Origin of the sequence: Spartinivicinus marinus (assembly GCF_026309355.1) — a bacterium.
Lineage (GTDB): Bacteria > Pseudomonadota > Gammaproteobacteria > Pseudomonadales > Zooshikellaceae > Spartinivicinus > Spartinivicinus marinus.
The window spans coordinates 5,918,893-5,939,681 of the sequence record NZ_JAPJZK010000001.1 but is presented as its reverse complement, the minus strand read 5'-3'; the positions used below and the strand labels follow the sequence as shown (position 1 = coordinate 5,939,681).

15 protein-coding genes are annotated in these 20,789 nt (G+C 41.5%); 10 read left to right on the top strand and 5 right to left on the bottom strand.

Annotation, left to right across the window (positions count from 1 at the left end):
* Nucleotides 1-36 precede the first annotated feature (36 nt).
* The 5 genes from OQE68_RS26225 to OQE68_RS26205 all read left to right on the top strand — a co-directional run bounded on the left by OQE68_RS26225 (nucleotide 37) and on the right by OQE68_RS26205 (nucleotide 6,847).
* Complete coding sequence (locus OQE68_RS26225; protein ID WP_180568942.1) at nucleotides 37-1,422, top strand: FAD-dependent oxidoreductase; 1,386 nt, start codon at nucleotides 37-39, stop codon at nucleotides 1,420-1,422.
* A 214-nt stretch (nucleotides 1,423-1,636) separates the two neighbouring features.
* Nucleotides 1,637-2,809, top strand: a complete 1,173-nt coding sequence (locus OQE68_RS26220; protein ID WP_180568943.1) for a response regulator — start codon at nucleotides 1,637-1,639, stop codon at nucleotides 2,807-2,809.
* Between the two features lie 367 nt (nucleotides 2,810-3,176).
* Entirely contained in the window at nucleotides 3,177-4,124 is a 948-nt protein-coding gene (locus tag OQE68_RS26215) for a DMT family transporter (RefSeq protein WP_180568944.1), read from the top strand.
* Between the two features lie 199 nt (nucleotides 4,125-4,323).
* Entirely contained in the window at nucleotides 4,324-5,082 is a 759-nt protein-coding gene (locus tag OQE68_RS26210) for a c-type heme family protein (RefSeq protein WP_180568945.1), read from the top strand.
* A gap of 43 nt (nucleotides 5,083-5,125) precedes the next feature.
* Nucleotides 5,126-6,847, top strand: coding sequence for a methyl-accepting chemotaxis protein (locus tag OQE68_RS26205; protein WP_180568946.1), 1,722 nt, complete (start codon nucleotides 5,126-5,128; stop codon nucleotides 6,845-6,847).
* A 77-nt stretch (nucleotides 6,848-6,924) separates the two neighbouring features.
* Here the strand turns inward: OQE68_RS26205 and aceA are convergent, their stop codons facing one another.
* On the bottom strand, nucleotides 6,925-8,232 hold the full coding sequence (gene aceA / locus OQE68_RS26200) for an isocitrate lyase (protein WP_180568947.1): 1,308 nt from the start codon (nucleotides 8,230-8,232) through the stop codon (nucleotides 6,925-6,927).
* 233 nt (nucleotides 8,233-8,465) lie between these two features.
* Here aceA and OQE68_RS26195 point away from each other — a divergent pair, with 233 nt between their 5' ends.
* Nucleotides 8,466-9,404 carry a LysR family transcriptional regulator gene (locus OQE68_RS26195; RefSeq protein ID WP_180568948.1) on the top strand — a complete coding sequence of 313 codons (939 nt, stop codon included), beginning with the start codon at nucleotides 8,466-8,468 and terminating at the stop codon, nucleotides 9,402-9,404.
* Between the two features lie 61 nt (nucleotides 9,405-9,465).
* On the opposite strand, the gene aceB is transcribed toward OQE68_RS26195, so the two are convergent.
* On the bottom strand, nucleotides 9,466-11,070 hold the full coding sequence (aceB, locus tag OQE68_RS26190; RefSeq protein ID WP_180568949.1) for a malate synthase A: 1,605 nt from the start codon (nucleotides 11,068-11,070) through the stop codon (nucleotides 9,466-9,468).
* Nucleotides 11,071-11,411: 341 nt separating this feature from the next.
* Between aceB and OQE68_RS26185 the strand changes: the two genes are divergently transcribed.
* The gene (locus OQE68_RS26185) at nucleotides 11,412-11,699 is read left to right on the top strand and encodes a hypothetical protein (RefSeq protein ID WP_180568950.1); all 288 of its coding nucleotides are present in this window, start codon (nucleotides 11,412-11,414) and stop codon (nucleotides 11,697-11,699) included.
* A 166-nt stretch (nucleotides 11,700-11,865) separates the two neighbouring features.
* Nucleotides 11,866-12,735 carry a hypothetical protein gene (locus tag OQE68_RS26180; protein WP_180568951.1) on the top strand — a complete coding sequence of 290 codons (870 nt, stop codon included), beginning with the start codon at nucleotides 11,866-11,868 and terminating at the stop codon, nucleotides 12,733-12,735.
* Between the two features lie 74 nt (nucleotides 12,736-12,809).
* Here the strand turns inward: OQE68_RS26180 and OQE68_RS26175 are convergent, their stop codons facing one another.
* The 3 genes from OQE68_RS26175 to OQE68_RS26165 form a co-directional block, all read right to left on the bottom strand.
* Nucleotides 12,810-13,835, bottom strand: a complete 1,026-nt coding sequence (locus OQE68_RS26175; RefSeq protein ID WP_180568952.1) for a porin — start codon at nucleotides 13,833-13,835, stop codon at nucleotides 12,810-12,812.
* A gap of 374 nt (nucleotides 13,836-14,209) precedes the next feature.
* A complete protein-coding gene (locus tag OQE68_RS26170) occupies nucleotides 14,210-17,356 on the bottom strand; it encodes an efflux RND transporter permease subunit (protein ID WP_180568953.1) in 3,147 nt (1,048 codons plus the stop codon).
* Nucleotides 17,357-17,358: 2 nt separating this feature from the next.
* Entirely contained in the window at nucleotides 17,359-18,720 is a 1,362-nt protein-coding gene (locus tag OQE68_RS26165; RefSeq protein WP_180568954.1) for an efflux RND transporter periplasmic adaptor subunit, read from the bottom strand.
* 310 nt (nucleotides 18,721-19,030) lie between these two features.
* On the opposite strand from OQE68_RS26165, the gene OQE68_RS26160 reads away from it, so the two are divergent.
* Nucleotides 19,031-20,275, top strand: coding sequence for a hypothetical protein (locus OQE68_RS26160; protein ID WP_180568955.1), 1,245 nt, complete (start codon nucleotides 19,031-19,033; stop codon nucleotides 20,273-20,275).
* 88 nt (nucleotides 20,276-20,363) lie between these two features.
* Complete coding sequence (locus tag OQE68_RS26155; RefSeq protein ID WP_180568956.1) at nucleotides 20,364-20,693, top strand: STAS domain-containing protein; 330 nt, start codon at nucleotides 20,364-20,366, stop codon at nucleotides 20,691-20,693.
* Nucleotides 20,694-20,789 lie beyond the last annotated feature (96 nt).

Sequence of the window (20,789 nt, the reverse complement as noted above, 5' to 3'; positions counted from 1 at the left end):
ACATCGGGGTATAGGCCAATTTAAGGACAGCAGGCCATGAAGAATAGTGATCAGGAAACAGTTGTTGTGATAGGTGGTGGGCCAGTTGGAGCTATGATGGCCACATTTCTAGCCAAGCAGGGTTTTAAGGTGACACTTTATGAAAAGCGAGCTGATTTACGTCAGCATAACCTATCAGCTGGTCGCTCGATAAACTTGGCCCTTGCTAACCGGGGTATTGATGCTTTGGCCAAGCTAGGCCTGATGAATCAAATACGACAATTGATGATTCCAATGGCTGGGCGGATGGTTCATCACCCAAATGGTGATACACAGTTCCAAGCCTATGGTCAACAACCCCATGAGGTGATTTATTCTATTTCTCGGACTGGATTAAACCAGTTGCTATTAAATGCAGCAGAAGCAACAGGTAAGGTTGGTATGCATTTTAATTATCAATGCCAACAGGTTGACTGGGATAACAATCAGCTAGTTATTCAATCGATGCAAACCAAAGCTGACCAGTGTATTAGGTTTGATCGTCTAATTGGGGCTGATGGAGCAGGCTCTATTGTACGACAGGCGTTGATTGATCGTTGTACGGGACATGATGAATATCAACCGTTAGGACATAGTTATAAAGAGCTAACCATTCCAGCAGGTCCTGATGGTCAGTTCCAGCTGACAGCAGAGGCACTCCATATCTGGCCTAGAGGCGGCTATATGATGATAGCTTTACCTAATCAAGAGGGTAGCTTTACTGTCACACTATTTTTACCTAATAAAGGCCCAAATAGTTTTGCTATATTAAACAGTCCAGAAAAAGTACAGCGTTTTTTTGCTGAGCAATTTCCTGATGCATTGCCCCTGCTGCCTTCTTTATGTGATGAGTTTTTTTCTAACCCAACTGGACACTTAGGCACTGTTCGTTGTGCACCTTGGCATTTTCAAGATAAAGGCATACTGATTGGTGATGCGGCACATGCTATTGTTCCTTTTCATGGGCAGGGAATGAACTGTGGTTTTGAAGATTGTGCTGCGCTGGCTAGTTGTGTCAGTCAATTCCATAATTGGTCAGACTGTTTTATAGAATACAATGCTCGACGCTTTTTAAATGGTAATGCAATTGCTGATATGGCCATTGAAAACTATGTTGAAATGCGTGACTCCGTATTAGATCCACACTTTTTGCTAAAGAAAACCATTGGATTTCGGCTAGAGCAGGAGTATCCGAATCATTTCATTCCACGTTATTCTATGGTGATGTTTCATCGGATACCTTATGTGGAAGCTCAACGGCGAGGAAGAATTAACGAAGCAATTCTTGAGCAATTGGCGCAAGGTATCAGTCATATTAATGAATTGGATTGGGAGTTAGCTGATCACTTGGTGCGTAGTCAGCTTAATAAGATAGGCGATATAAATAGGACAACTGATGGATAAATTAGTTAGCAGTGGTTAACAAAATAGGATTTTTAATGACACTTTTCTGCCTATTATATATCTTAATGGCCCAATCAATGCCGATAAACTAGAATTACCGTTTTAAGGGTACCGCTAAAGTGGAGCTATCTTATACTAATTGATGGTATTCACAGAGTTGCTGTTTTGGTTAATCAGCACTTAAAGCGGAGGCCTCAACACCAGGGGGAAATACATGGCCATATCAAGTGCTCTTGTCGTTGATGATTCCAAGTCTGCTCGCTATTCGCTGCGCAAAATGTTAGAGAAAATGGATGTATCCGTTGCGTTTGCAGAGTCTGGTGAGCAAGCCCTTGAGTCATTAGGTGACAGTCAACCCGATGTCATCTTTATGGATCACATGATGCCAGGTATGGATGGCTTAGAGGCGACTCAGGCAATTAAAAATAACCCCGCCTGGGCCGGTATACCTGTCGTGATGTGCACTTCGAAAGATGGTGATGAATATGCGGCAGAAGCAAAGTCTCATGGGGCTATTGGAGTGCTGCCTAAGCCAGCAACACTGAAACAAATAACCGAAATTCTGGATTCTCTTGAGCAGTTGGCGGCATTAATGCCTGAAACCTCAGTAGCAGAGGAAGAGCCTGCCGCTGTACTGTCGGGTGAGCCTACGCCAGTGGATCAAATCGAGACATTGGTACAAAATGCAGTAGAAGCCGCTGTAGCAAAAGCGGTCCAATCCACTGTAACCCCTTTGGTTCAAGAGCAGGTTCAGTCACAACTGGAATCTCAGCTAACGGCTCAATTATCAAGCCAACTAGAAAAACAGCTGCCAGACTACATAAGCCGTGCAGGCTCAGAGCTATTAAGCTCAGCACTGGCAGAAACCAAAGTGGCTTGTCAGCAATTAATTGATGAAGCACTTGTGGCTGAGCGATCAAACATCATGGCTGAGGTGCAAGCATCAGTGCAGGCTCAATTGCAAGGTCTTGCTAGTCAGGATGCTGAGACTGAAGCCAAGTTTCAAGAACTGCTTGCACCTGTTTCAGCAGAGCTCACCCAACTGCAAGAAAAAATGGCAACACCAACTTCTGCGACAATAACCTCTGAACAATTACACGAAATTAAACAAGCAGCTAAAGCGGAAGCTACCCAGGAAGCCAATAGAATTGCTGAGGAAACTACCAGTTCAACACAAAAGTTAGCAAAAATAGCAAAAGAACAAGCAACCCAAGTGACTCAACAGTTACTGGATAACCGCTCAGCTTCTCAGGAAAACCAACGGGAGCAAGTCTCTGATGAGATCAATGCAAGTATGCAATCCCTTTCTAGCCGCCTGTATTTATTGTTCGGGTTAGCGGCTGGGATTGGCATTGCTGCCGCAGCTGTCGTGTTTGCTATCAAGTAAATCGTTGACATAAGAGTCAAATGAGAAATAAGAGCCAAATGCTGATACCTAATTGCTTTTTAGTTGCGGCCTCGTTATATTGGAAAACACGTTTTAAGTCATCATCATTTTTTGTCATATGCTTTTTGTCATGGAACAATGTCAACTTATTTTCCGCCAGTTAGGGCACTTTCAATTGGAGCTTACTCCAAAAGGTGCCTTAATTGTTGAGCAAAAGGCGCTCTGGCGACTCGGTTTCTGCTAGCAGCCGAGTAAATTAAAAACTCCTCATATATTATTCTCGGCTGCGGTTCATCGCGGCCTTGCTGTTGATCTCATTTTAGCCCGATACGCCGTAGCCAAAACCTACCTGAGTAAGGGGACGCGCGTGGGTGTAGTAAAACAGGTGCAACCAAAAAAATTAGACAATCGCTTCATTGCCAGTCATCAATTGATTGGTGTTGGCCTGGCCACTTTGGCTACTGTACTATTTTCTATTAAGCCTATTTTTGTAAAACTAGCTTATCAATATGGTGTAGATAGTGTTGTATTAATGACATTAAGGATGTTGTTTTCTCTACCTTTTTATTTAGCGATCGGCTGCTGGTTGCTAATGTCTAAACGAACGCCGTTAGCACCATTAAAAACAGAGTTAGGGCCGTGCATATTAGTTGGCTTACTGGGATATTATCTAGCCAGTTATTTAGATTTAGTGGGTTTAACGATGGTTTCAGCACAGTTGGAGCGCATCATTTTATTTATATTTCCAACCATTGTTGTTATCTTGGGTCGAATTATTTATAAAACACCGATTAATGGTAAAACTAAAGGGATACTATTCATTACTTATTTAGGTGTACTATTGATATTTAGCCATGATTTTAAGGTATCCAAACATGATACGCTAACTGGTGGGGGGTACATTGTTGCCAGTGCAATTGCTTTTGCCTGTTACATGTTGTTTAGCAAACAGCGGGTGCTGAATATTGGTAGCCGAATGTTTACCTGTATTGCGATGGGTGCTGCGAGCTTGGCAATAGTCGTTCATTTTTTATTGACTCATCAACTTGCCGATTTTTTGGTCAGTGTGCCAGTACTCGGTATTGCAGCGATGATTGCTTTTGTATGCACTGTATTGCCTTCATTTTTCATTAGCGAAGCAATAGCGCGCCTAGGGGCTGAGCAAACTTCATTAGTGGCTACTTTGGGCCCAGTGATTACAGCATTTTTAGCAATCGTTGTATTAAACGAGCCCTTTACGTTTTATCATGCTGTCGGTATGGCATTAGTGATGAGTGGTATCGCTTGGTTAGGTTTACAAAAAAGTAAAAATTGATGAATTATCCCGATTAGTTTGAGTTTTTTATCTATATGTCAAAAAATAGAATTAGGGCATCATTTATAACAACTAAACAATTGTAAATACCACTGATTTTAATGGGCTACATAGAAGTTTTCTGTGGTATCCAGGCTAGACTATAACAATAGCATAAGTGTCATTAGCTGTTGTCACTGTTGTAGCGAGGGTTTCCTTAATGAACTATTCAATTTCTGTGAGTTTAACTCATTATTTTTATTATTTACTTTGCCTGGCTATATTAGCCTCCACGGTTAGTACTAATATTCAGGCCAGTGAAGAAGAGGTCATGGTCAGTGGTGAACTAACTACCTTATTTCGTTCTGCTCGGAAAGTAATTTCTGTTAATCAAGCCTTAATTAATGATGCAGCAAAAGGTGATAAAGGACTATCCGGTGCAGTGGTGATTGAAAAAGCCAAAGAAAACTATCAAGCAGCAGCTGGAAAAGCACTTGATTTAAACGAAGATAAAAACGGTGCCAAACAAGCAATGTTAGATGCCGTCAATGAGGTGATGACAGAGTCTCAAGATTGGATCAATGAGAAAGGTGTTGGTTTTAAAGGGTTTTTGCCTGCTATTTTTGCTCGTCAGGTTGCAGAAAAATTCAGCCATAAGATGGAAGGAAAATTAAAGATCAAGTTGACTGCACCAAAAAACTATGTACGTAATCGTGCTAATCGTCCTGATAAATGGGAGCATCAGATCATTGAGAAAAAATTTCGCAGTGCCGACTATGAAAAAGGCAAACCTTTTTTTGAAAAAGCTTCAGTAAAAGGTAAATCTGCCTTTCGCTATATTTTACCTGAATATTATTCAGAATCTTGCTTAGGCTGCCATGGTGAGCCTAAAGGTGAAAAAGACATTACTGGTGGGAAAAAAGAAGGAGGAAAGCTTGGAGAGCTTGGCGGAGCAATCAGTTTAATTATTTATGAATAACTGAAATGATAGGTAGCTACAAAAAAGCTAAATGGCTTAAACGATGAGAGGGTTTACTTTAACCATAGCCACTAAGATCATGCTGACCAGTGTTATTTTTGCGGTAATGGTGGCATTTGCAATCGCTTATTTGTCGATAGTGATTGGCCATGATGCAGACATTATTTCGAAACAAAGCGAAGGTGTTGATGAACAATTTCAATTTGTTGCAGAACAAAATAATTTGCTGGCTCAGCAGAAAACCAATATTGATGAGCTTAAGCTAGTTAATGAAGCAATGAAAAGTTTTGCTGATATGCGGTTTTGGCTTTATGACCTGTCAGTGAGTTGGTTGAATGAATCAGAGAGTAGTGCCGAAGAAGCAAAGGAAAAACTGGCTGGACAGCTTCAACAGATGGCTATCAAACACCCTAATGTCGTCAAAAATATCAGCGCAGAAGTAGATAAACTATATGAGCAGATGATTGAGGCTGTAGACGCCTATGTTGATAATAACCGGGTATTAGGTAATTCCTTTGTGACTAAGGTGCGAGAAAGCAGCGGCAAAGTAGATCAAATGCTGATTGGTTTACGCCAGCAGGTTCAACAAGAAACCAATGCAATTGGTGAAAAAGTTGAACAAGCGGGTGCGGCTGTCACTAAATCGGGAGAAGGTGTCAGAAAAGCAGCAAATGAGGTGGTGAGCAGTAACGAGCAGTTGCAGAAGGTGTCAATAGGGATACTCGTGGGTGTCGTCATACTCTGTGCTATTTTTAGCGTGACTTTACGCCGCGCAATTTGTACGCCCATTGAGTCATTGCGTGGTGCAGTTGAGCATGTGGAAAGTAAGTCTGATCTGACTCATCGAGTCAATGTTAGCAGCAAAGATGAGTTGGGGTTAACAGGCCAAGCATTTAATAAAATGATGGCTCAATTTCAAAGTATTGTTTCGAAAGTCAGTACAGCTTGTTTAGATTTAAATAAAGCTATTGAGAAGACTACTAAAATTATGCAAGAAACCAACACCAGTGTTTCTCAACAGCAGTTGGCCACTGATCAAGTAGCAACAGCAATTAACCAAATGTCTATTACTGTGCAACAGGTTGCTTCTAATGCTGCTCATGCTGCTGATGCAGCTTCCAACGCGAGTGATGCCGCTGCCAGTGGCCATGACGTCGTAGAGCAAACCATTAAAGTGATCGAGTCTTTATCGGAAAAAGTGGATAACGCAGGTGAAGCGATTAATCATGTGTCAAAAGAAAGTGCCAGCATTGGAACAGTATTAGATGTTATTCGTGGCGTATCGGAGCAAACTAATTTATTAGCCTTAAATGCTGCTATTGAGGCTGCTCGTGCAGGTGAGGCTGGCCGGGGCTTTGCTGTAGTCGCCGACGAGGTAAGAACTTTAGCCCAGCGAACTCAAGAATCCACTCAGGAAATCAGAACAACGATTGAACGATTACAAGATGGTATTGAAAAAGCCGTGCTTGTTATGCAAGAAGGAAAAGATAGAGCGACTGATGGAGTAGCTCAGGCGATGAAAGCAGGTGATTCACTGGAAGTCATCACCCAAGCGGTAGAACAAATTAATGACCTCAACTCACAAATTGCTACCGCAGCAGAAGAACAGGCGGCCGTAACAGACGAAATTAATAAAAATATTACTAATATTCGTGATGTTTCAGCCCAAACCTCACAAAATGCTCAACAGACAACAGATGCATGTAATAAGCAACAAACGTTGTCTAATCAATTGGCAAAATTAGTGAACCAATTTCAGGTATAAGCCTATTTCAGGTATAAACCTAGTGGTTAATGCTCCACTAGGTATTTCAAAAGCGTATTTTATACACCTCATTTTAATTAAAACTGCGCTTCTTCAGTAGACCCCGTTAATGCAGTAACCGAAGACTCTCCCCCTTGGATAATATTTGTCATGTCATCAAAATAGCCTGTGCCAACTTCTTGTTGGTGGGCCACAAAGCTGTAGCCACGTTCAGCGTCGGCAAATTCTTTTTCCTGTAATTTTACATAAGCAGCCATATCATTACGGGCGTAATCGTGGGCTAAATCAAACATGCCATGCCACATGGAGTGAATACCAGCTAAAGTAATAAACTGGAACTTATAGCCCATGGCTGATAATTCCCGCTGGAATTTTGCAATGGTGGCGTCATCTAAATGTTTTTTCCAGTTAAAGCTGGGTGAACAGTTGTAAGCCAATAGTTGATTGGGATATTTATCGCGGATCGCCTCAGCAAACTGTTTGGCTTCTTGCAAGTCTGGAGTGGCCGTTTCACACCATAATAAATCTGCATAAGGCGCGTAGGCTTGCCCTCGGGCAATGGCTTGATCAATTCCCGCTTTGGTTTGATAAAAGCCTTCTTTAGTCCGCTCATTAATAATAAATGGTGCATCATATTCATCAATATTCGAAGTAATGAGATCTGCCGCATTAGCATCTGTTCGGGCAATAATTAAAGTAGGGGTACCGGCTACATCTGCAGCCAACCGAGCAGCCGTCAGCTTTTGAATGGCTTCCCGGGTGGGCACTAATACTTTTCCTCCCATGTGACCACATTTTTTAACAGCAGCCAGCTGATCCTCAAAATGTACGCCAGATGCACCAGCTTTAATCATGGCCATTGTCAATTCATAGGCATTTAACACACCACCAAAACCCGCTTCGGCATCTGCAACAATTGGTGCAAAATAATCAATATATTTAGGATCGTCTGGGTTAATATTTTTTTGCCATTGAATTTGGTCAGCACGTAAAAAAGCATTGTTAATCCGTTCAACGACGTGGGGGACAGAATTGACAGGATATAAGGATTGATCCGGATACATGGTCAGTGCCGTATTGTTGTCAGCAGCCACTTGCCAGCCGGATAAATAAATGGCTTTCACCCCCGCTTTTACCTGCTGTACTGCTTGACCGCCAGTTAAAGCCCCTAAACTGTTGACAAAACCTTTGCCTGATTGATCATGAATTAATTGCCATAATTTTTCAGCCCCTTGTTTAGCAAAGGTGTAGTCTATTTTTATTGAACCTCTTAAGCGCACTACCTCTGTTGCCGTATATTCTCGTTTTACCTGTTGCCAACGGGGGTTATGTTGCCAATCTTGTTCAATATGGGCGATTGCTTCGGTGCGGATGTAGCTAGTCATTACCTTGACTCCTGTGGACTGGTTAGGATGTAGTTGCTACGCCAAGTATGTTTGTCAATCTTGTATTTATTGGGCTGGATTAGCCAAGTGTAGTGCATGCACAAGCTATAGCTTGAATATTTCACTGGATATCAAAGACGATGTGATCTAATGAAATATTCAGGCTAGAACAGATACTAGGAATTGTGAGATGATTTAGGAAGTTTATAGTTTTTATCTTCGGTATTTTTAAAATGAATATAGCGAGAGTGGATTTAAACTTATTAGTTTATCTTGATGTACTACTCAGAGAACGCAATGTCACTAAGGCGGCTGCTCATTTGGGGATCACCCAGCCAGCAATGAGTAATGGATTAAGGCGGTTACGGGAGTTGTTTGATGACCCTTTGTTAATTCGTACCAGTGAGGGTATGACGGCGACTGAAAGAGCCCAGGATTTGCAGCCTATCGTACGAGATGTGTTAGCCAAAATAGAGCAGGCATTACAGCCACAAAAAGCCTTTGATGCAAAACATAGTGACCGGGTTTTCCGGATTATGGCTAGTGACTATGCAGAATCCACCCTGATTCCTGAGGTGTTAAAGCGTTTGCGGCACGAAGCACCCACTGTCATTTTAGATGTACTCACCCCCAGTGATGTCAGTTTTTTAGATGTAGAGCAGGGGCGAGTGGATATGGCCATTAATCGGTTTGATGACATGCCACAGTCTTTTCATCAAACCACCATTTGGCGGGATACTTTCTCTTGCTTGATCAGTGTTGAAAACCCTCTCTTAGCCGACTTTACCTTAGCCAATTATTTACAGGCGCAACATATCTGGGTCAGTAAAACAGGTATGGGCGTTGGAGTCGGTATTACGCCACAAGATGTACAACGACTGGGCTGGGTAGACGAAGCATTGACTAAGCTGGGCAAAAAACGCAATATCAGTGTATTTACTCGACATTATCAAGTGGCTACTTTACTGGCCCAAGAAAAAGATTTAGTAGCAACCTTACCAACCAGAGCCGCATTGCTGCAGCAAAAAAATAATCAACTCGTCATTAAGCAGCCACCGTTTGAAATTCCGCCCTTTGAACTAAAAATGGCCTGGAGCCCATTGTTACAGCACAACTCTGCACATCAGTGGTTACGACGGTTAATTGTCGAAGTGGCGGGTAGGGTGAAGTAACGTAACTGATGGGCTAGATAAACAAGACAGTATCGTTTATCTAGCCCTTACACTTCAATATTTAAGGTAAATAACTATAAGCGGGTAATGTTAAAAACTCGACCAACTCATCACTGGTGGTAATTTTATCCAAAATCGCTTTGGCTTCTTCAAAACGACCTTGTTGCCAGCGTTCTTCACCTACCTCCTGTTGTACAACAGCAGCCTCCTGGTCAAGCATTTCCCTAAATAACGCTTTAGTGACAACCTGGCCATTATCCAAGGCCTTTTCATGTTGAATCCATTGCCAAATCGAAGTCCGGGATATCTCAGCGGTAGCAGCATCTTCCATTAACCCATAAATGGGTACACAACCATTACCGTTAATCCAAGCTTCAATATATTGTAATGAAACGCGAATATTACTTCGCATGCCTTGATCAGTCCGTTCGCCAGGGCAGGGGGCTAGTAAATCAGCAGCAGTAATAGCTGCATCTTGTTCACGCAGAACATGCAACTGGTTAGCTTTGTTGGTTGGAATGTATTGATCAAATACAGCCAATGCAGCCTCTGCTAAGCCTGGGTGGGCTACCCAAGTACCATCATGGCCATTACTAGCCTCCAGGGTTTTATCGGCGTTTACTTTTTCCATCACCTGTGCGTTGATTGCAGGGTCTTTGCTGGGAATAAAGGCTGCCATACCACCCATAGCCATTGCGCCACGTTTATGACACGTTTTAATTAATAATCGCGAGTAAGCACTTAAGAAAGGTTGATTCATGGTGACTTGCTGACGATCAGGTAAAACCCTGTCTGAGTGGTTTTTCAGGGTTTTGATGTAGCTAAAAATATAATCCCAGCGGCCACAGTTTAAACCCGCAATATGCTCTTTTAAGGCATATAAAATTTCGTCCATTTCAAATACAGCAGGCAGGGTTTCAATTAAAACGGTGGCTTTGATGGTGCCGGAGTCGAGCTTGAATTTTTGTTCAGTCAACTTAAAGACTTTTGACCACCAAGCGGCTTCCTGATGGCTTTGCAGCTTGGGAATATAGTAATAAACCCCTGAACCTTTAGCTAAACGTGTCTTATAATTGTGATAGAAATACAAGCCAAAATCTAATAAGCAACCGGGAATTGGCGTACCTTGGTAAGTGATATGCTTTTCAGGTAAATGCAAGCCACGTACCCGGCAAATTAACACTGCGGGGTTATCATTGAGTCGATACTCTTTACCTGTTGTAGGGTGTGTGTATTCAATGGTACCAATATTGGCATCACGTAAGTTAACCTGGCCTTGGGCAACACCTTCCCAACTGGGAGACTGAGAATCTTCAAAGTCTGCCATAAACACTTTAACATTGGCATTGAGAGCATTGATAATCATTTTACGATCAACGGGTCCAGTGATTTCAACCCGACGGTCTTGTAAATCAGCAGGTATGCCAGCAATTTTCCAGTTGCTATTTCGAACCTCAGCCGTATCAACTAAAAAATCAGGAAGAGCGCCTTTATCATAGGCCGCTTGTCGCTGCTTCCGTTCGGCTAACAACTCATTGAGCTGAGGTTGAAATTCTTTGACTAACTCATTAATAAACGCCATTGCTTCATCAGTAAAAATGGTTTTATAAGCAGGTGTTAATTCGGCATGAATAGATAAGTCAGCAATTGAAGTGGGGGTTGTCATGAGTTACACCTTAACTTTTATTAAACTTCCTTAGAAAAATAGATAGTAGGTTTTTTACTGTTATTTGATGCCAAAAAGTGTGCGGTCAACCAACAGTAAAGTCAATGAAAGGTTGGTTAAATCGAAGACTGAAAACAATATATTCGGTATTTTTCTGACTTATGAGTCTATTGTCGTAGATCAATTACTTCTCTTTATGCTATATCACCTACCGAAAATCACTAATGGTTTGATTAATTAGACAACATAGGAGTAAATCTGAAAATGATGGTTGAAAATATAACCATAAGCGAACAAACTGACCAATGGGCCTGAGCATTATACTCTTAATAGTGAATTCTATGAAAAATAAGTCAATTGTTGCCATTATTTTACTCATATCAGTCTTTCTTGCCAGCTGCTCTGCACGGCATAATTATCGTCAACAATGTGCCTCGTTAGTTAATACTACCTGGGAACGAATGGATATAGCTAAAGCGGAAGGATTTGCAGGTACTTTAAGCTATTCTAAAGCAGTGGGGCTGCTTTCTTTAGCAAAAACAGCTCAGGCAGTTGAAAAATTTCAGTCCTGTATCAAGCATGCTAATAAAGCGTTGTATTATGTGGATCAGTCCAGACGAGGACAGTAGTTGTAGCAGGCGTGGCTTGTGATTCCTCCTGATCATCCCATCGATAATCCTAGTCCGGTGGTAAAAGGAACTTGATCAGGGGTTTGGAATTTTTTGTCGTCTTGCACTAGGCTTATTATGAATTTTCGTGACCTTTCATTAAGCAGTAACAAGAAGAGAAGTAAAAATGAAACTCAAGACTATTTTTATCCTTACTCTGGCGTATCTGGTAGGCTCCTCCAGCGTATTTGCTGCAATTGATATTGTCCACCCGATTTTACGCAAAGGTTCTGATTTAGATGCTTATGCCAGCCGGCTAATTGTCTTTTTAGTAGAAAAATCTGGTGAAACTGCCAATATGACAGCCTATCGATCGGTGGTGAATGCCCAAGATAGGAAAGTCGATTTATTACAAAAAGGTGAGTTAAGTGTCGATTGGTTAGGTGCTAGTAAACAATTAGAAGATAAGCTTGTGCCTATCCGTTTTCCAGTATTTCGTGGGTTATTAGGGCACCGTATATTTATCACCAATAAAACGACTGCAGCAACACTAGGAGATATCAAAACCAAGGCTGATTTAGATAAACTGACGATGGTACAAGGCCAAGGCTGGGCTGATGTGGATGTCTTACGCTCAGGTGGTTTTAAAGTAAAAGAAATTTCCAGCTTTGAAAGTATTTTTAAACAAGTGAATGGTGGTCGTGCGCCATTATTTCCCCGAGCCGTTATTGAACCATACAGCGAAGTGGCCAGTAGAGTAGATAAACTACCTGAGTTAGTGGTAGATGATAAATTAATGGTGGTGTACAAGTTCCCTATGTTTCTCTTTGTATCTCCTGCTGATAAGCACAAACCTTTAGCCGATGCTTTAACCAACGGTTTCAAAAAAGCCTATGAAGATGGTTCATTTCTTAAATACTTTGAGAATGACCCGCTGGTTAAAAGTACCTTTGAAAAAGTAAAAATGGATCAGCGCACGGTATTTACTATCGATAATCCTCACTTAAGTGAGGAAACCAAAGCAATTGATGATAAGTACTGGATGAAAACCAAGTAAATTTAATTAGCAGCACTTTTATTAAAAGTGCTGCTAACACAGTTTTGTTGCTTTGTTAAAAAGTAAAAGATTTATTACATTAGTGTACGACTGATGTCAGCAGCAATCCCGACTGAGAATGCACTTCCACCAAAGGTTTCATCTTCTGCATCGTCATCATAGTAGACATATTGAGCAAAAGTAGAAACACCTTTACCTAAAGCATATTCTGCAAGAAAGAAGACTGCATTACCTTCATCATCGTTTCCATCAGGAGCTACTACGCTTCCTTTAAAAATAGTGCTTGCAGGACCATCATTATCAGACTTAAAACCATTAACACCTGTTTTGAAAGTCCAATCATTCATACTTAATCCAACACCTAAACCATAGGTTTGAGTATCATCCTCTTCATCTTGATAAGTACCAAACACACTAAAATCACCAAATGAGACAGAGAAGCCAAGAGAAGTGACGCCTAACTCGGTGGCAGGGTATTCATTATCGGAATCGAAGCGAGATATACCAAAATAGAAAGTATCATCTGAGTAGTTGATTCCAAAAATGGTAGCATCAACCTCACTGTCATTATCAACTGTAGGTTGAGTATCAGTAGCTAGTTGAATGTAGCCATGAAAACCACCCATTGTAGGCGTAACATAACTGATTGCATTACCTACCCGGTCAGGAGTAAATAAGAAGGTACCTGAATCGTTTTTAAAGGTATCAATCTTTTTGGTGTCAGCTAGAATATTATTTTGCCGGCCAAAAATAAACTCTCCAAAGTCTCCTTGTAGACTGACATTGGCTTTTCGTAAACTCACACTGCCAGTGTCTGTTGAGCTAAGAGCATTACTATTGACAGGTAAGTTATATTCAATTTGCCAACGGGCTTTTGTGCCGCTCATATTATTAAGAACATGAGCTCCTTTTAACCCCATTCTCGCTTTATCAACAAAGGTATCTAAATCTTTCGCTTCTCGGTTGACTGAACGAACTTCTATCTCCCCATAAAGTTCAATATCATCATCTTTGCCATGACTGGCGGCTAAAATTGAATTGGAAGCAACGCTTGCGACAACGGCAAAAGATACAAGCGATACTAGCTTGGTGGATTTCATCGATCCCTCCTGATGGTCTAATTCCCTTTATTTATAGCTTTCGCGAATGATTTTTGTGGTTTGTTGTGTTTAGGTTAGCCCCCCTAAAAACCACTCGCTTTGGCTATATTTTTGATTGAAAATCTATTCTGCGAGACTGCCTGACAAAATGTCACTCTATAGAATAGCAATGAAAAGCACAATCATAGTCATTATAGTCGGTAAAAATTAATTTCTTGTTTCACCGACAGTTGCAGTCAGTATAGATTTGGTAATTGAAAGGGTAAAGTATACTTTATCTTGGCTATCACAATTTTTATAAATTTGATGAAAAATTCCTGCTACTCGTTAGTTTAATCATTATCTAATAACGAGTAGCAGTTTTTTGAAGGTTGTTAATTTATTGAAGGTTTTTGAGTGAGCGAGTCATTACTTTTTTGGGTGAGTTTACTCAACAATTGTTGAATATCAACAAAAATGCTATATAAAGCAGGAATTAAAAATAAGGTGATGACAGTAGCAAACAAAATTCCAAAGCCTAAAGCGACAGCCATGGGTATCACAATCTGGGCCTGTAAGCTTTGTTCTAAGATGATAGGCACTAACCCTAAAAAGGTTGTGACAGACGTCAGCATAATTGCCCTGAAGCGAGACTTACCTGATTTTAAAATGGCCTCGGATACAGTTTCTCCCTGCTTGAGGGATTGATTAATAAAGTCCACCAAAATTAAACTGTCATTAACCAATACGCCTGCCAGTGCAATTAATCCATAAATTGACATCATGCTCAGGGATAAATCAAATAGCCAGTGTCCGGCGACTGCGCCAATCAGACCAAAAGGAATAATGGCCATGATTAACAGAGGCTGGCTATACGACTTAAGCGGTATGGCAATTAAGGCATAAATTAACAGTAAAGCAAACAAAGCCGCCGTAATCATCTTTTGTTTGGTTTGCTGCTCTTCCAGACTGGCTCCCTCCAGCTCTGTTGACAGGGAGGGATAACGGGTTTTTAGTTGCGGAATAAAAGTTTCTTCCAACGCTTTAATGACGGTTTGTGGCTCAATTTTGCCAGGGTCAATATCAGCACTGATTGTCACCACATTTTTACCATTAAGGCGACGAATAGATGCGGGAGCCGCTTGCTCAGTCCAGCTAACAGCCTGATTCAACGGCATGCTGTTGCTACCATCCACTCGGGCTTTAAAATTACCTACATCACCTAAATGAGAGCGATCTGCTTTAGGGTAACGTAAAACCACCGTGACTTCTGATGTGTCGCGCTGGAATTTTTGCACTTCTTCTCCATGCACCCCCTGACGAAGTTGGCCACCGATATCTGCTAATTGCAACTGAAAAGCTCTGGCCTCCGGTAGTAGGCTTAACACCTGATCAGGCTGTGGTGAGCTATAGCTGCTTTCAATATCAAATACACCCTCATAACTGGCTAAATGAGCTTTAAATTCGTTGACTGCATTGGTTAATTCAGTCTCATTACGGCTGGAGAGTTGATAAAACACGGGAGCACCGCCACCAGCATTGGTGCTGGAATCAAAATTCAGTTGTTTAACGCCAGGTAATATGCCAACTGCTTCTCGCCATTGTTCGGTGATAGCATTTGCATCTAACTGTCGTGTTTCTGATTTAGTCAGTTCTACAATGACATCACCTTCCTGTTCATCGTCAGTATAGGTCAGCATATGTTTGACCAGGCGTTGATTGGAATTGATTTGTGTATAGTCTTGGTCAATGGTGGCCAGAGCCTGCTCAATCTGTTGTAGTGTTTTATTACGTGCTTCATTGGAGGTGCCTTCGTTCATGGTTAAGGCGACTTCAATAAAATCGGAAGGCACATTGGGGAAAAATATAAAGCGAACAATGCCCCCTTGTAGTACACCTACGGTAATAATTAACATACCGATAAAAATGGCAATGGTTGTATATCGATGTGCTAGGGCTTTAGTTAGCCAGGGCTGATAATAACGTTGGATAAACCCTTGTAGCTTGCTATCAAACCAGTCTTGTAATCGAGTTAGCCAAGTGCGTTGATTAGCGACATATTTCATATGTACTAAATGGGCGGGCAAAATCAGCTTAGACTCAACGAGGGAGAAAAATAAACAAAGCATTACAACGACGGCAATGGACTCAAAAAAAGGTGCAGCTGTACCACCCACGGTTAAAATAGGGGCAAAAGCTGCCATCGTGGTCAGCACCCCAAAAGTGGCAGGCACCACTACCCGATGAACACCTGCCACCACACTTTGATGACTATGGCCACGGTTGACGATTTCGCTGTAAGCGCTTTCGCCAATAATAATGGCATCATCAACTACTACCCCTAATACCAGGATAAATGCAAACAAGCTGACAATATTAATAAAAACGGGAAATGGGCCAATGGGCATCAGCCAGATTGCACCTAAAAAGCTAATGGGGATACCTAACACCACCCAGAAGGCAACACGAATGCGTAAAAACAGGGTAAGCACTAGAAAGACCAGCAGTGCGCCCACCCCCATGTTTTCCAGCATCATATTGAGGCGACCTTGTAGGTAAAATGAGGTATCTCCCCAGTAATCAATACGTAAAGTGTCGGGTAAAGAGGCTTGTTTTTGGGTTATGTATTGTTTAACAGCAGCAGAAGAGGCCATTTCATCATCACCAGCCGCTTCTACAGATAATCCAATAGACATTTTTTGGTTAAACCGAGAAAAAATTCCGGTATCTTCATAACCATCAGTGACAGTTGCAATATCCCCTAAACGAAGTAGTGAGCCATCTTGGTTTGCACGGATAATAATGTCTCGAAATTCTGTTTCCGATTGTGCCTGGCCTTCAGCTCGTAACTGAATTGTGCCATTTTTTGTTTTTATCGTGCCGCCAGCAATATCGACTGAACTATTGCGAATTGCCTCCGCTACTGCGGCAAAGGTTAAACCATAGGTTTGCAGCTGGGTTTCGGTAATTTCAATCGCTATTTCAGCACTGCGTGCTCCAAAAATATTTGCTTTGCTGACTTCCGGTAACGCTTGAATTTCATCTCTTACTTCCAGGCTGATTTGATGCAAAGTGGAATAGCTAACATCCCCAAAGAGAGCCACCCAAATAACCCGGTTTTTGGGAGTCACTTTACGAATAGCCGGTTTTTCAACGGCTTTTGGAAAGCTGGTAATACTATCGACGGCTGTTCGTACCTCATCAAGCTTTTCATTGATATCAAAGCCTTTTTCAATGTCCAAGATAACAACGGTATAACCCTGTTCGACTCGGGCATCCATTTTTTTGATACCTGCAATAGCTCGAACAGCAGACTCCACTCGCAGGGTAACACTTTGGGCAACTTCACTGGGGGATGCGCCAGGGTAATCAACAGACACCACGATAGTGTCGAGTTTTATGTCAGGAAACATCTGCTTTTTGATGGTAAAAGCAGAACCGATTCCCAACGCAATTAAAAACAACATTAACAAATTAGCGGCTACCGAATTTGCAGCAAACCAGCCAATGATTCCTTTCTTATAGGGTGTATTTGACAGCATAATTACCCCTCACTTGGTGTATCATTGGCAGATGAAACGTCTGTGCCTGGTGCTTGATCGGCACGAGTCTGTTGTTGATGGGATAAGTGTTTGTGAGATAGTTGTTTATGGGATAGTTGTTTATGAGATGGCTGTTTAGCACTGGCTTGGATGTTGTTTTTTTCATTCAATTGGGCAACGGCCTGTTTTTTAGCTGCAGATTGCTCAGTATTATTTTGTACAACAACTGCTGCACCGTTTATAGGAGAGGGGATGGCCGTTAGACAAAGCTGGTCACCCGTTTTTAAACCTGACTGCAAGTAGGCCAAAGCCTCACCTTCTCTTACAACAGATACTTTGCGTAGTTGCAAGGTGTTGTTCTTATCAACCACGAGTAACTGCTGGTTTTTACGTAGCAAGTGCCGTGGTATTGGTGTTAGGTTATTCATTGTCACCCCAGTAATCGCGGCTTTCACAAAAGTACCTAGATGCAACGGTGCTTGTTGGTTATTTTTCTGTAGCCCATAGGGGTCTGCAATTCGAGCGACTACATAATGCATCCGGGTTTTTTCATCAATCACGCCTTCTTGGCGGGTGATTTGAGCTTGCCAAGTCGCTGCTGAAGCGGCATTCCAGATACTTAAGGTGGCAGCTGGGCCGGTAGTTTGATTATGACCGAATTCAGGTAATTGTAGAAAAGCTAAATCACTGCGCTTAATGGGTAAGCGAACTTCAGCATAATCAGTGGCAAAAATAACCCCTAAAGGGTTACTGGCGCTGACAAACTGTCCAACATCAACCTGTTTGGTTTTCACCATACCATCATAGGGGGCATGGATAGTGGTTTGTGCCAGATAATGTTTGGCTTTTTTCAAGTCAGCCTGGGCTGCTTTAACCGCTGCTTGAGCTTCTATTATATAAGGCTTGCGTAGTACTAAGTCACTGGCTTGCTTTACGTGTCTTCCTTCTCTTAGCCAGTCCTTTTTAGCGGTGGTGGCTTTGCCTTGCTCTTCTATTAATTTAGCCTTGGCTTGGGCTAGTTGGGCCTTTGCTTGTTCAACAGCAACCTGATAGTCAAGAGGGTCAATCTTTAGCAAAGTATCGCCAGCCTTGAAAGTACCACCACTAACAAACGCCGGAGCGATAGCAGTCACTTTGCCTGAGACTTGTGATACTAAGGTAGTTTCTGTACGGGGTTGAACAGCCCCCTGACTGGTAATAGTAAATTGAATTTGAGTAGGTTTAACCGATTGGGTTTCTACTGGGAGCTTGGCCATGGGTTTAGCCGCATTTGTTGGGGCTTGTTCGGTGTTGCTTAGCTGCCAATTGAGAACAAGGGCGCCTGTTAGTATGCCAATAGGGGCGAGAACCTTCAGCCAATTCATAACAAAGTACTCCTGGTTGAAATTGCTGGATGAAATGACTTGCTTCAAATTCAGGTAGCGTATTGGAAGAGCCTGTCTGTCAATGAAGTTAAATTGTTCTACAGCAATCTCGCTGGATAAAATAGATGAGTAAAAATGGCGACTACAATAACAGGAAATTGGTAAGGTCGGCAAAACCTATTAAGTGTAGCCCCTAGAAAATCATTCGTCTTGACTAAATTAACACGGGGCCTTTTGGGGAAACGCTAACAGAGCTGAAAACACCAGCTATGCTTATATGGTGCATCTCTGTGAATAAATGGTTGATGTTATGTTGGAGTTAAAATGGAGGAAAAGGCTGGTATTAGTAGCACTTGGATTTGTGGTCAGTAATAACAATAGTGCCCGTGATGGCATTCAAGTAGAGCTGCGCACCCACATCGCTCCGCCATATCAAGTGAAAGTCGATGAGGTACTAACCGGTGAGGCGGTTGAGTCTGTTAAGTGTGTCTTTAAAACACTCGATAAGCGCTACAATATTAAGCTAATGCCTTGGAACCGTGCCATTAAAGAAGTTGAAACCGAGCAGGCTCATGGCTATTTTGCGGTTGCTGAAGACAGTAATATTAATTTATTTGCGACATTATCGGCGCCATTGATTTTAGAAAAATGGTCATGGTTTTTTAGTCGAAAATTACACCCTAAACGGCAACGAAATAGTTTTAGGCATGCTTTAATTGGTGTGCTAAGTGACTCCAATGAGGCTATCTGGCTTGAGAGACGTGGTTATAAAATTGCTTCAAAAGCACGCTCATTAGAATTGCTTGTTAATCAATTGGAGCGGGGTAGAGTAGAGGTTGTATTATCTAATAGCCAAATATTTCACCGAGAATTGATTAAGGCAGGGATAGAAAATGATGTCCAATCAATGTTTACTAAATTCACGCCTTTAGGCATGTATTTTTCCAATTCTTTTATAAAGAAAAACCCCTATTTTATAAAACGATTTAATCAAGCGGTAGGGCCTTGCACACTACAACAAATCAAATTAACGAATCAAGATCGCTTATTATTATTGCAATTGGCCAATAGCCGCTTACGGGCGATTGCTAACCAGCCAGTTGTATTAACGGCCTTAGCCGAGCAAAATGCTAAGCATCGGATGTTAACGTTACAGCAAGAACTTACCTTAGACCAGCAGTGGCTGGATGAACTGAAAGAAAAGGAGCAACCTCTCATAAGCTCTGTGCTAGCCAATAAGTTATCTCGTTATTTACAAGAGGTAAAAAAAACATCAAATGGTTTATTTGCTGAAATTTTTGTAATGGATATAAAAGGTCTTAACGTTGGGCAAAGTGATATTACCTCAGACTATTGGCAAGGCGATGAAAGTAAATATAAAAATACAGTACTTATTGGTAAAGATGCTATTTTTATTGATGAAATCCAATTTGATGAGTCTAGTCAACATTTTCAAGCTCAAGTGAGCTTATCAATTGCAGACCCTAAAACTGGCCGGGTGAGTGGTGCCATTACGTTTGGTATTGATGTTGAAAAAGCATTACAACAATACTAATGGGCATCAACATACTTAATTAACATCAGCTGCTGTACATTCTTCTATAATTTAAAGAGGAAAGTATGGCAAAAGGATGGTCACTATCATGCCTTTACTGACTTATAACCACTTAAATGCCCGGGTTTTCAAGGCGCCCCCTAGTATTGACAGCAGTACTATTCATCGTTTAGGCAAGGATATAACAGACAGTGCAGCGGATGTGGTATTAGATTGTCGGTTTACAGACTATATTGATGTGACAGGTTTTCGCTGGTTAATGAATATACAAGAAAAACAGCAGTACAAAGGAAAAGACATGGCATTGGTTAATGTAACTGGTGATTTTTTAAGGTTATTGTCAGTGCTTCATGCCAATCACTTGTTGCAAATATATGATGATATTGAATCATATATAACCCATAAAGAGTATTCATAAAGCCCTCATTATTTAACTGCCCGCCTATAAAAAAGTTGCCATTAGCCAGCAGCACACTAGAATAGACGACCCTGGTTTATTGAAAGGTTAAGGGTG

What these genes read in the sequence shown, in the direction of transcription:
- OQE68_RS26225 (WP_180568942.1), top strand. Translation starts at nt 37, where the DNA reads ATGAAGAATAGTGATCAGGAAACAGTTGTTGTGATAGGTGGTGGGCCA.
- OQE68_RS26220 (WP_180568943.1), top strand. Translation starts at nt 1,637, where the DNA reads ATGGCCATATCAAGTGCTCTTGTCGTTGATGATTCCAAGTCTGCTCGC.
- OQE68_RS26210 (WP_180568945.1), top strand. Translation starts at nt 4,324, where the DNA reads ATGAACTATTCAATTTCTGTGAGTTTAACTCATTATTTTTATTATTTA.
- OQE68_RS26205 (WP_180568946.1), top strand. Translation starts at nt 5,126, where the DNA reads ATGAGAGGGTTTACTTTAACCATAGCCACTAAGATCATGCTGACCAGT.
- aceA (WP_180568947.1), bottom strand. Translation starts at nt 8,232, where the DNA reads ATGACTAGCTACATCCGCACCGAAGCAATCGCCCATATTGAACAAGAT.
- OQE68_RS26195 (WP_180568948.1), top strand. Translation starts at nt 8,466, where the DNA reads ATGAATATAGCGAGAGTGGATTTAAACTTATTAGTTTATCTTGATGTA.
- aceB (WP_180568949.1), bottom strand. Translation starts at nt 11,070, where the DNA reads ATGACAACCCCCACTTCAATTGCTGACTTATCTATTCATGCCGAATTA.
- OQE68_RS26185 (WP_180568950.1), top strand. Translation starts at nt 11,412, where the DNA reads ATGAAAAATAAGTCAATTGTTGCCATTATTTTACTCATATCAGTCTTT.
- OQE68_RS26180 (WP_180568951.1), top strand. Translation starts at nt 11,866, where the DNA reads ATGAAACTCAAGACTATTTTTATCCTTACTCTGGCGTATCTGGTAGGC.
- OQE68_RS26175 (WP_180568952.1), bottom strand. Translation starts at nt 13,835, where the DNA reads ATGAAATCCACCAAGCTAGTATCGCTTGTATCTTTTGCCGTTGTCGCA.
- OQE68_RS26170 (WP_180568953.1), bottom strand. Translation starts at nt 17,356, where the DNA reads ATGCTGTCAAATACACCCTATAAGAAAGGAATCATTGGCTGGTTTGCT.
- OQE68_RS26165 (WP_180568954.1), bottom strand. Translation starts at nt 18,720, where the DNA reads ATGAATTGGCTGAAGGTTCTCGCCCCTATTGGCATACTAACAGGCGCC.
- OQE68_RS26160 (WP_180568955.1), top strand. Translation starts at nt 19,031, where the DNA reads ATGTTGGAGTTAAAATGGAGGAAAAGGCTGGTATTAGTAGCACTTGGA.
- OQE68_RS26155 (WP_180568956.1), top strand. Translation starts at nt 20,364, where the DNA reads ATGCCTTTACTGACTTATAACCACTTAAATGCCCGGGTTTTCAAGGCG.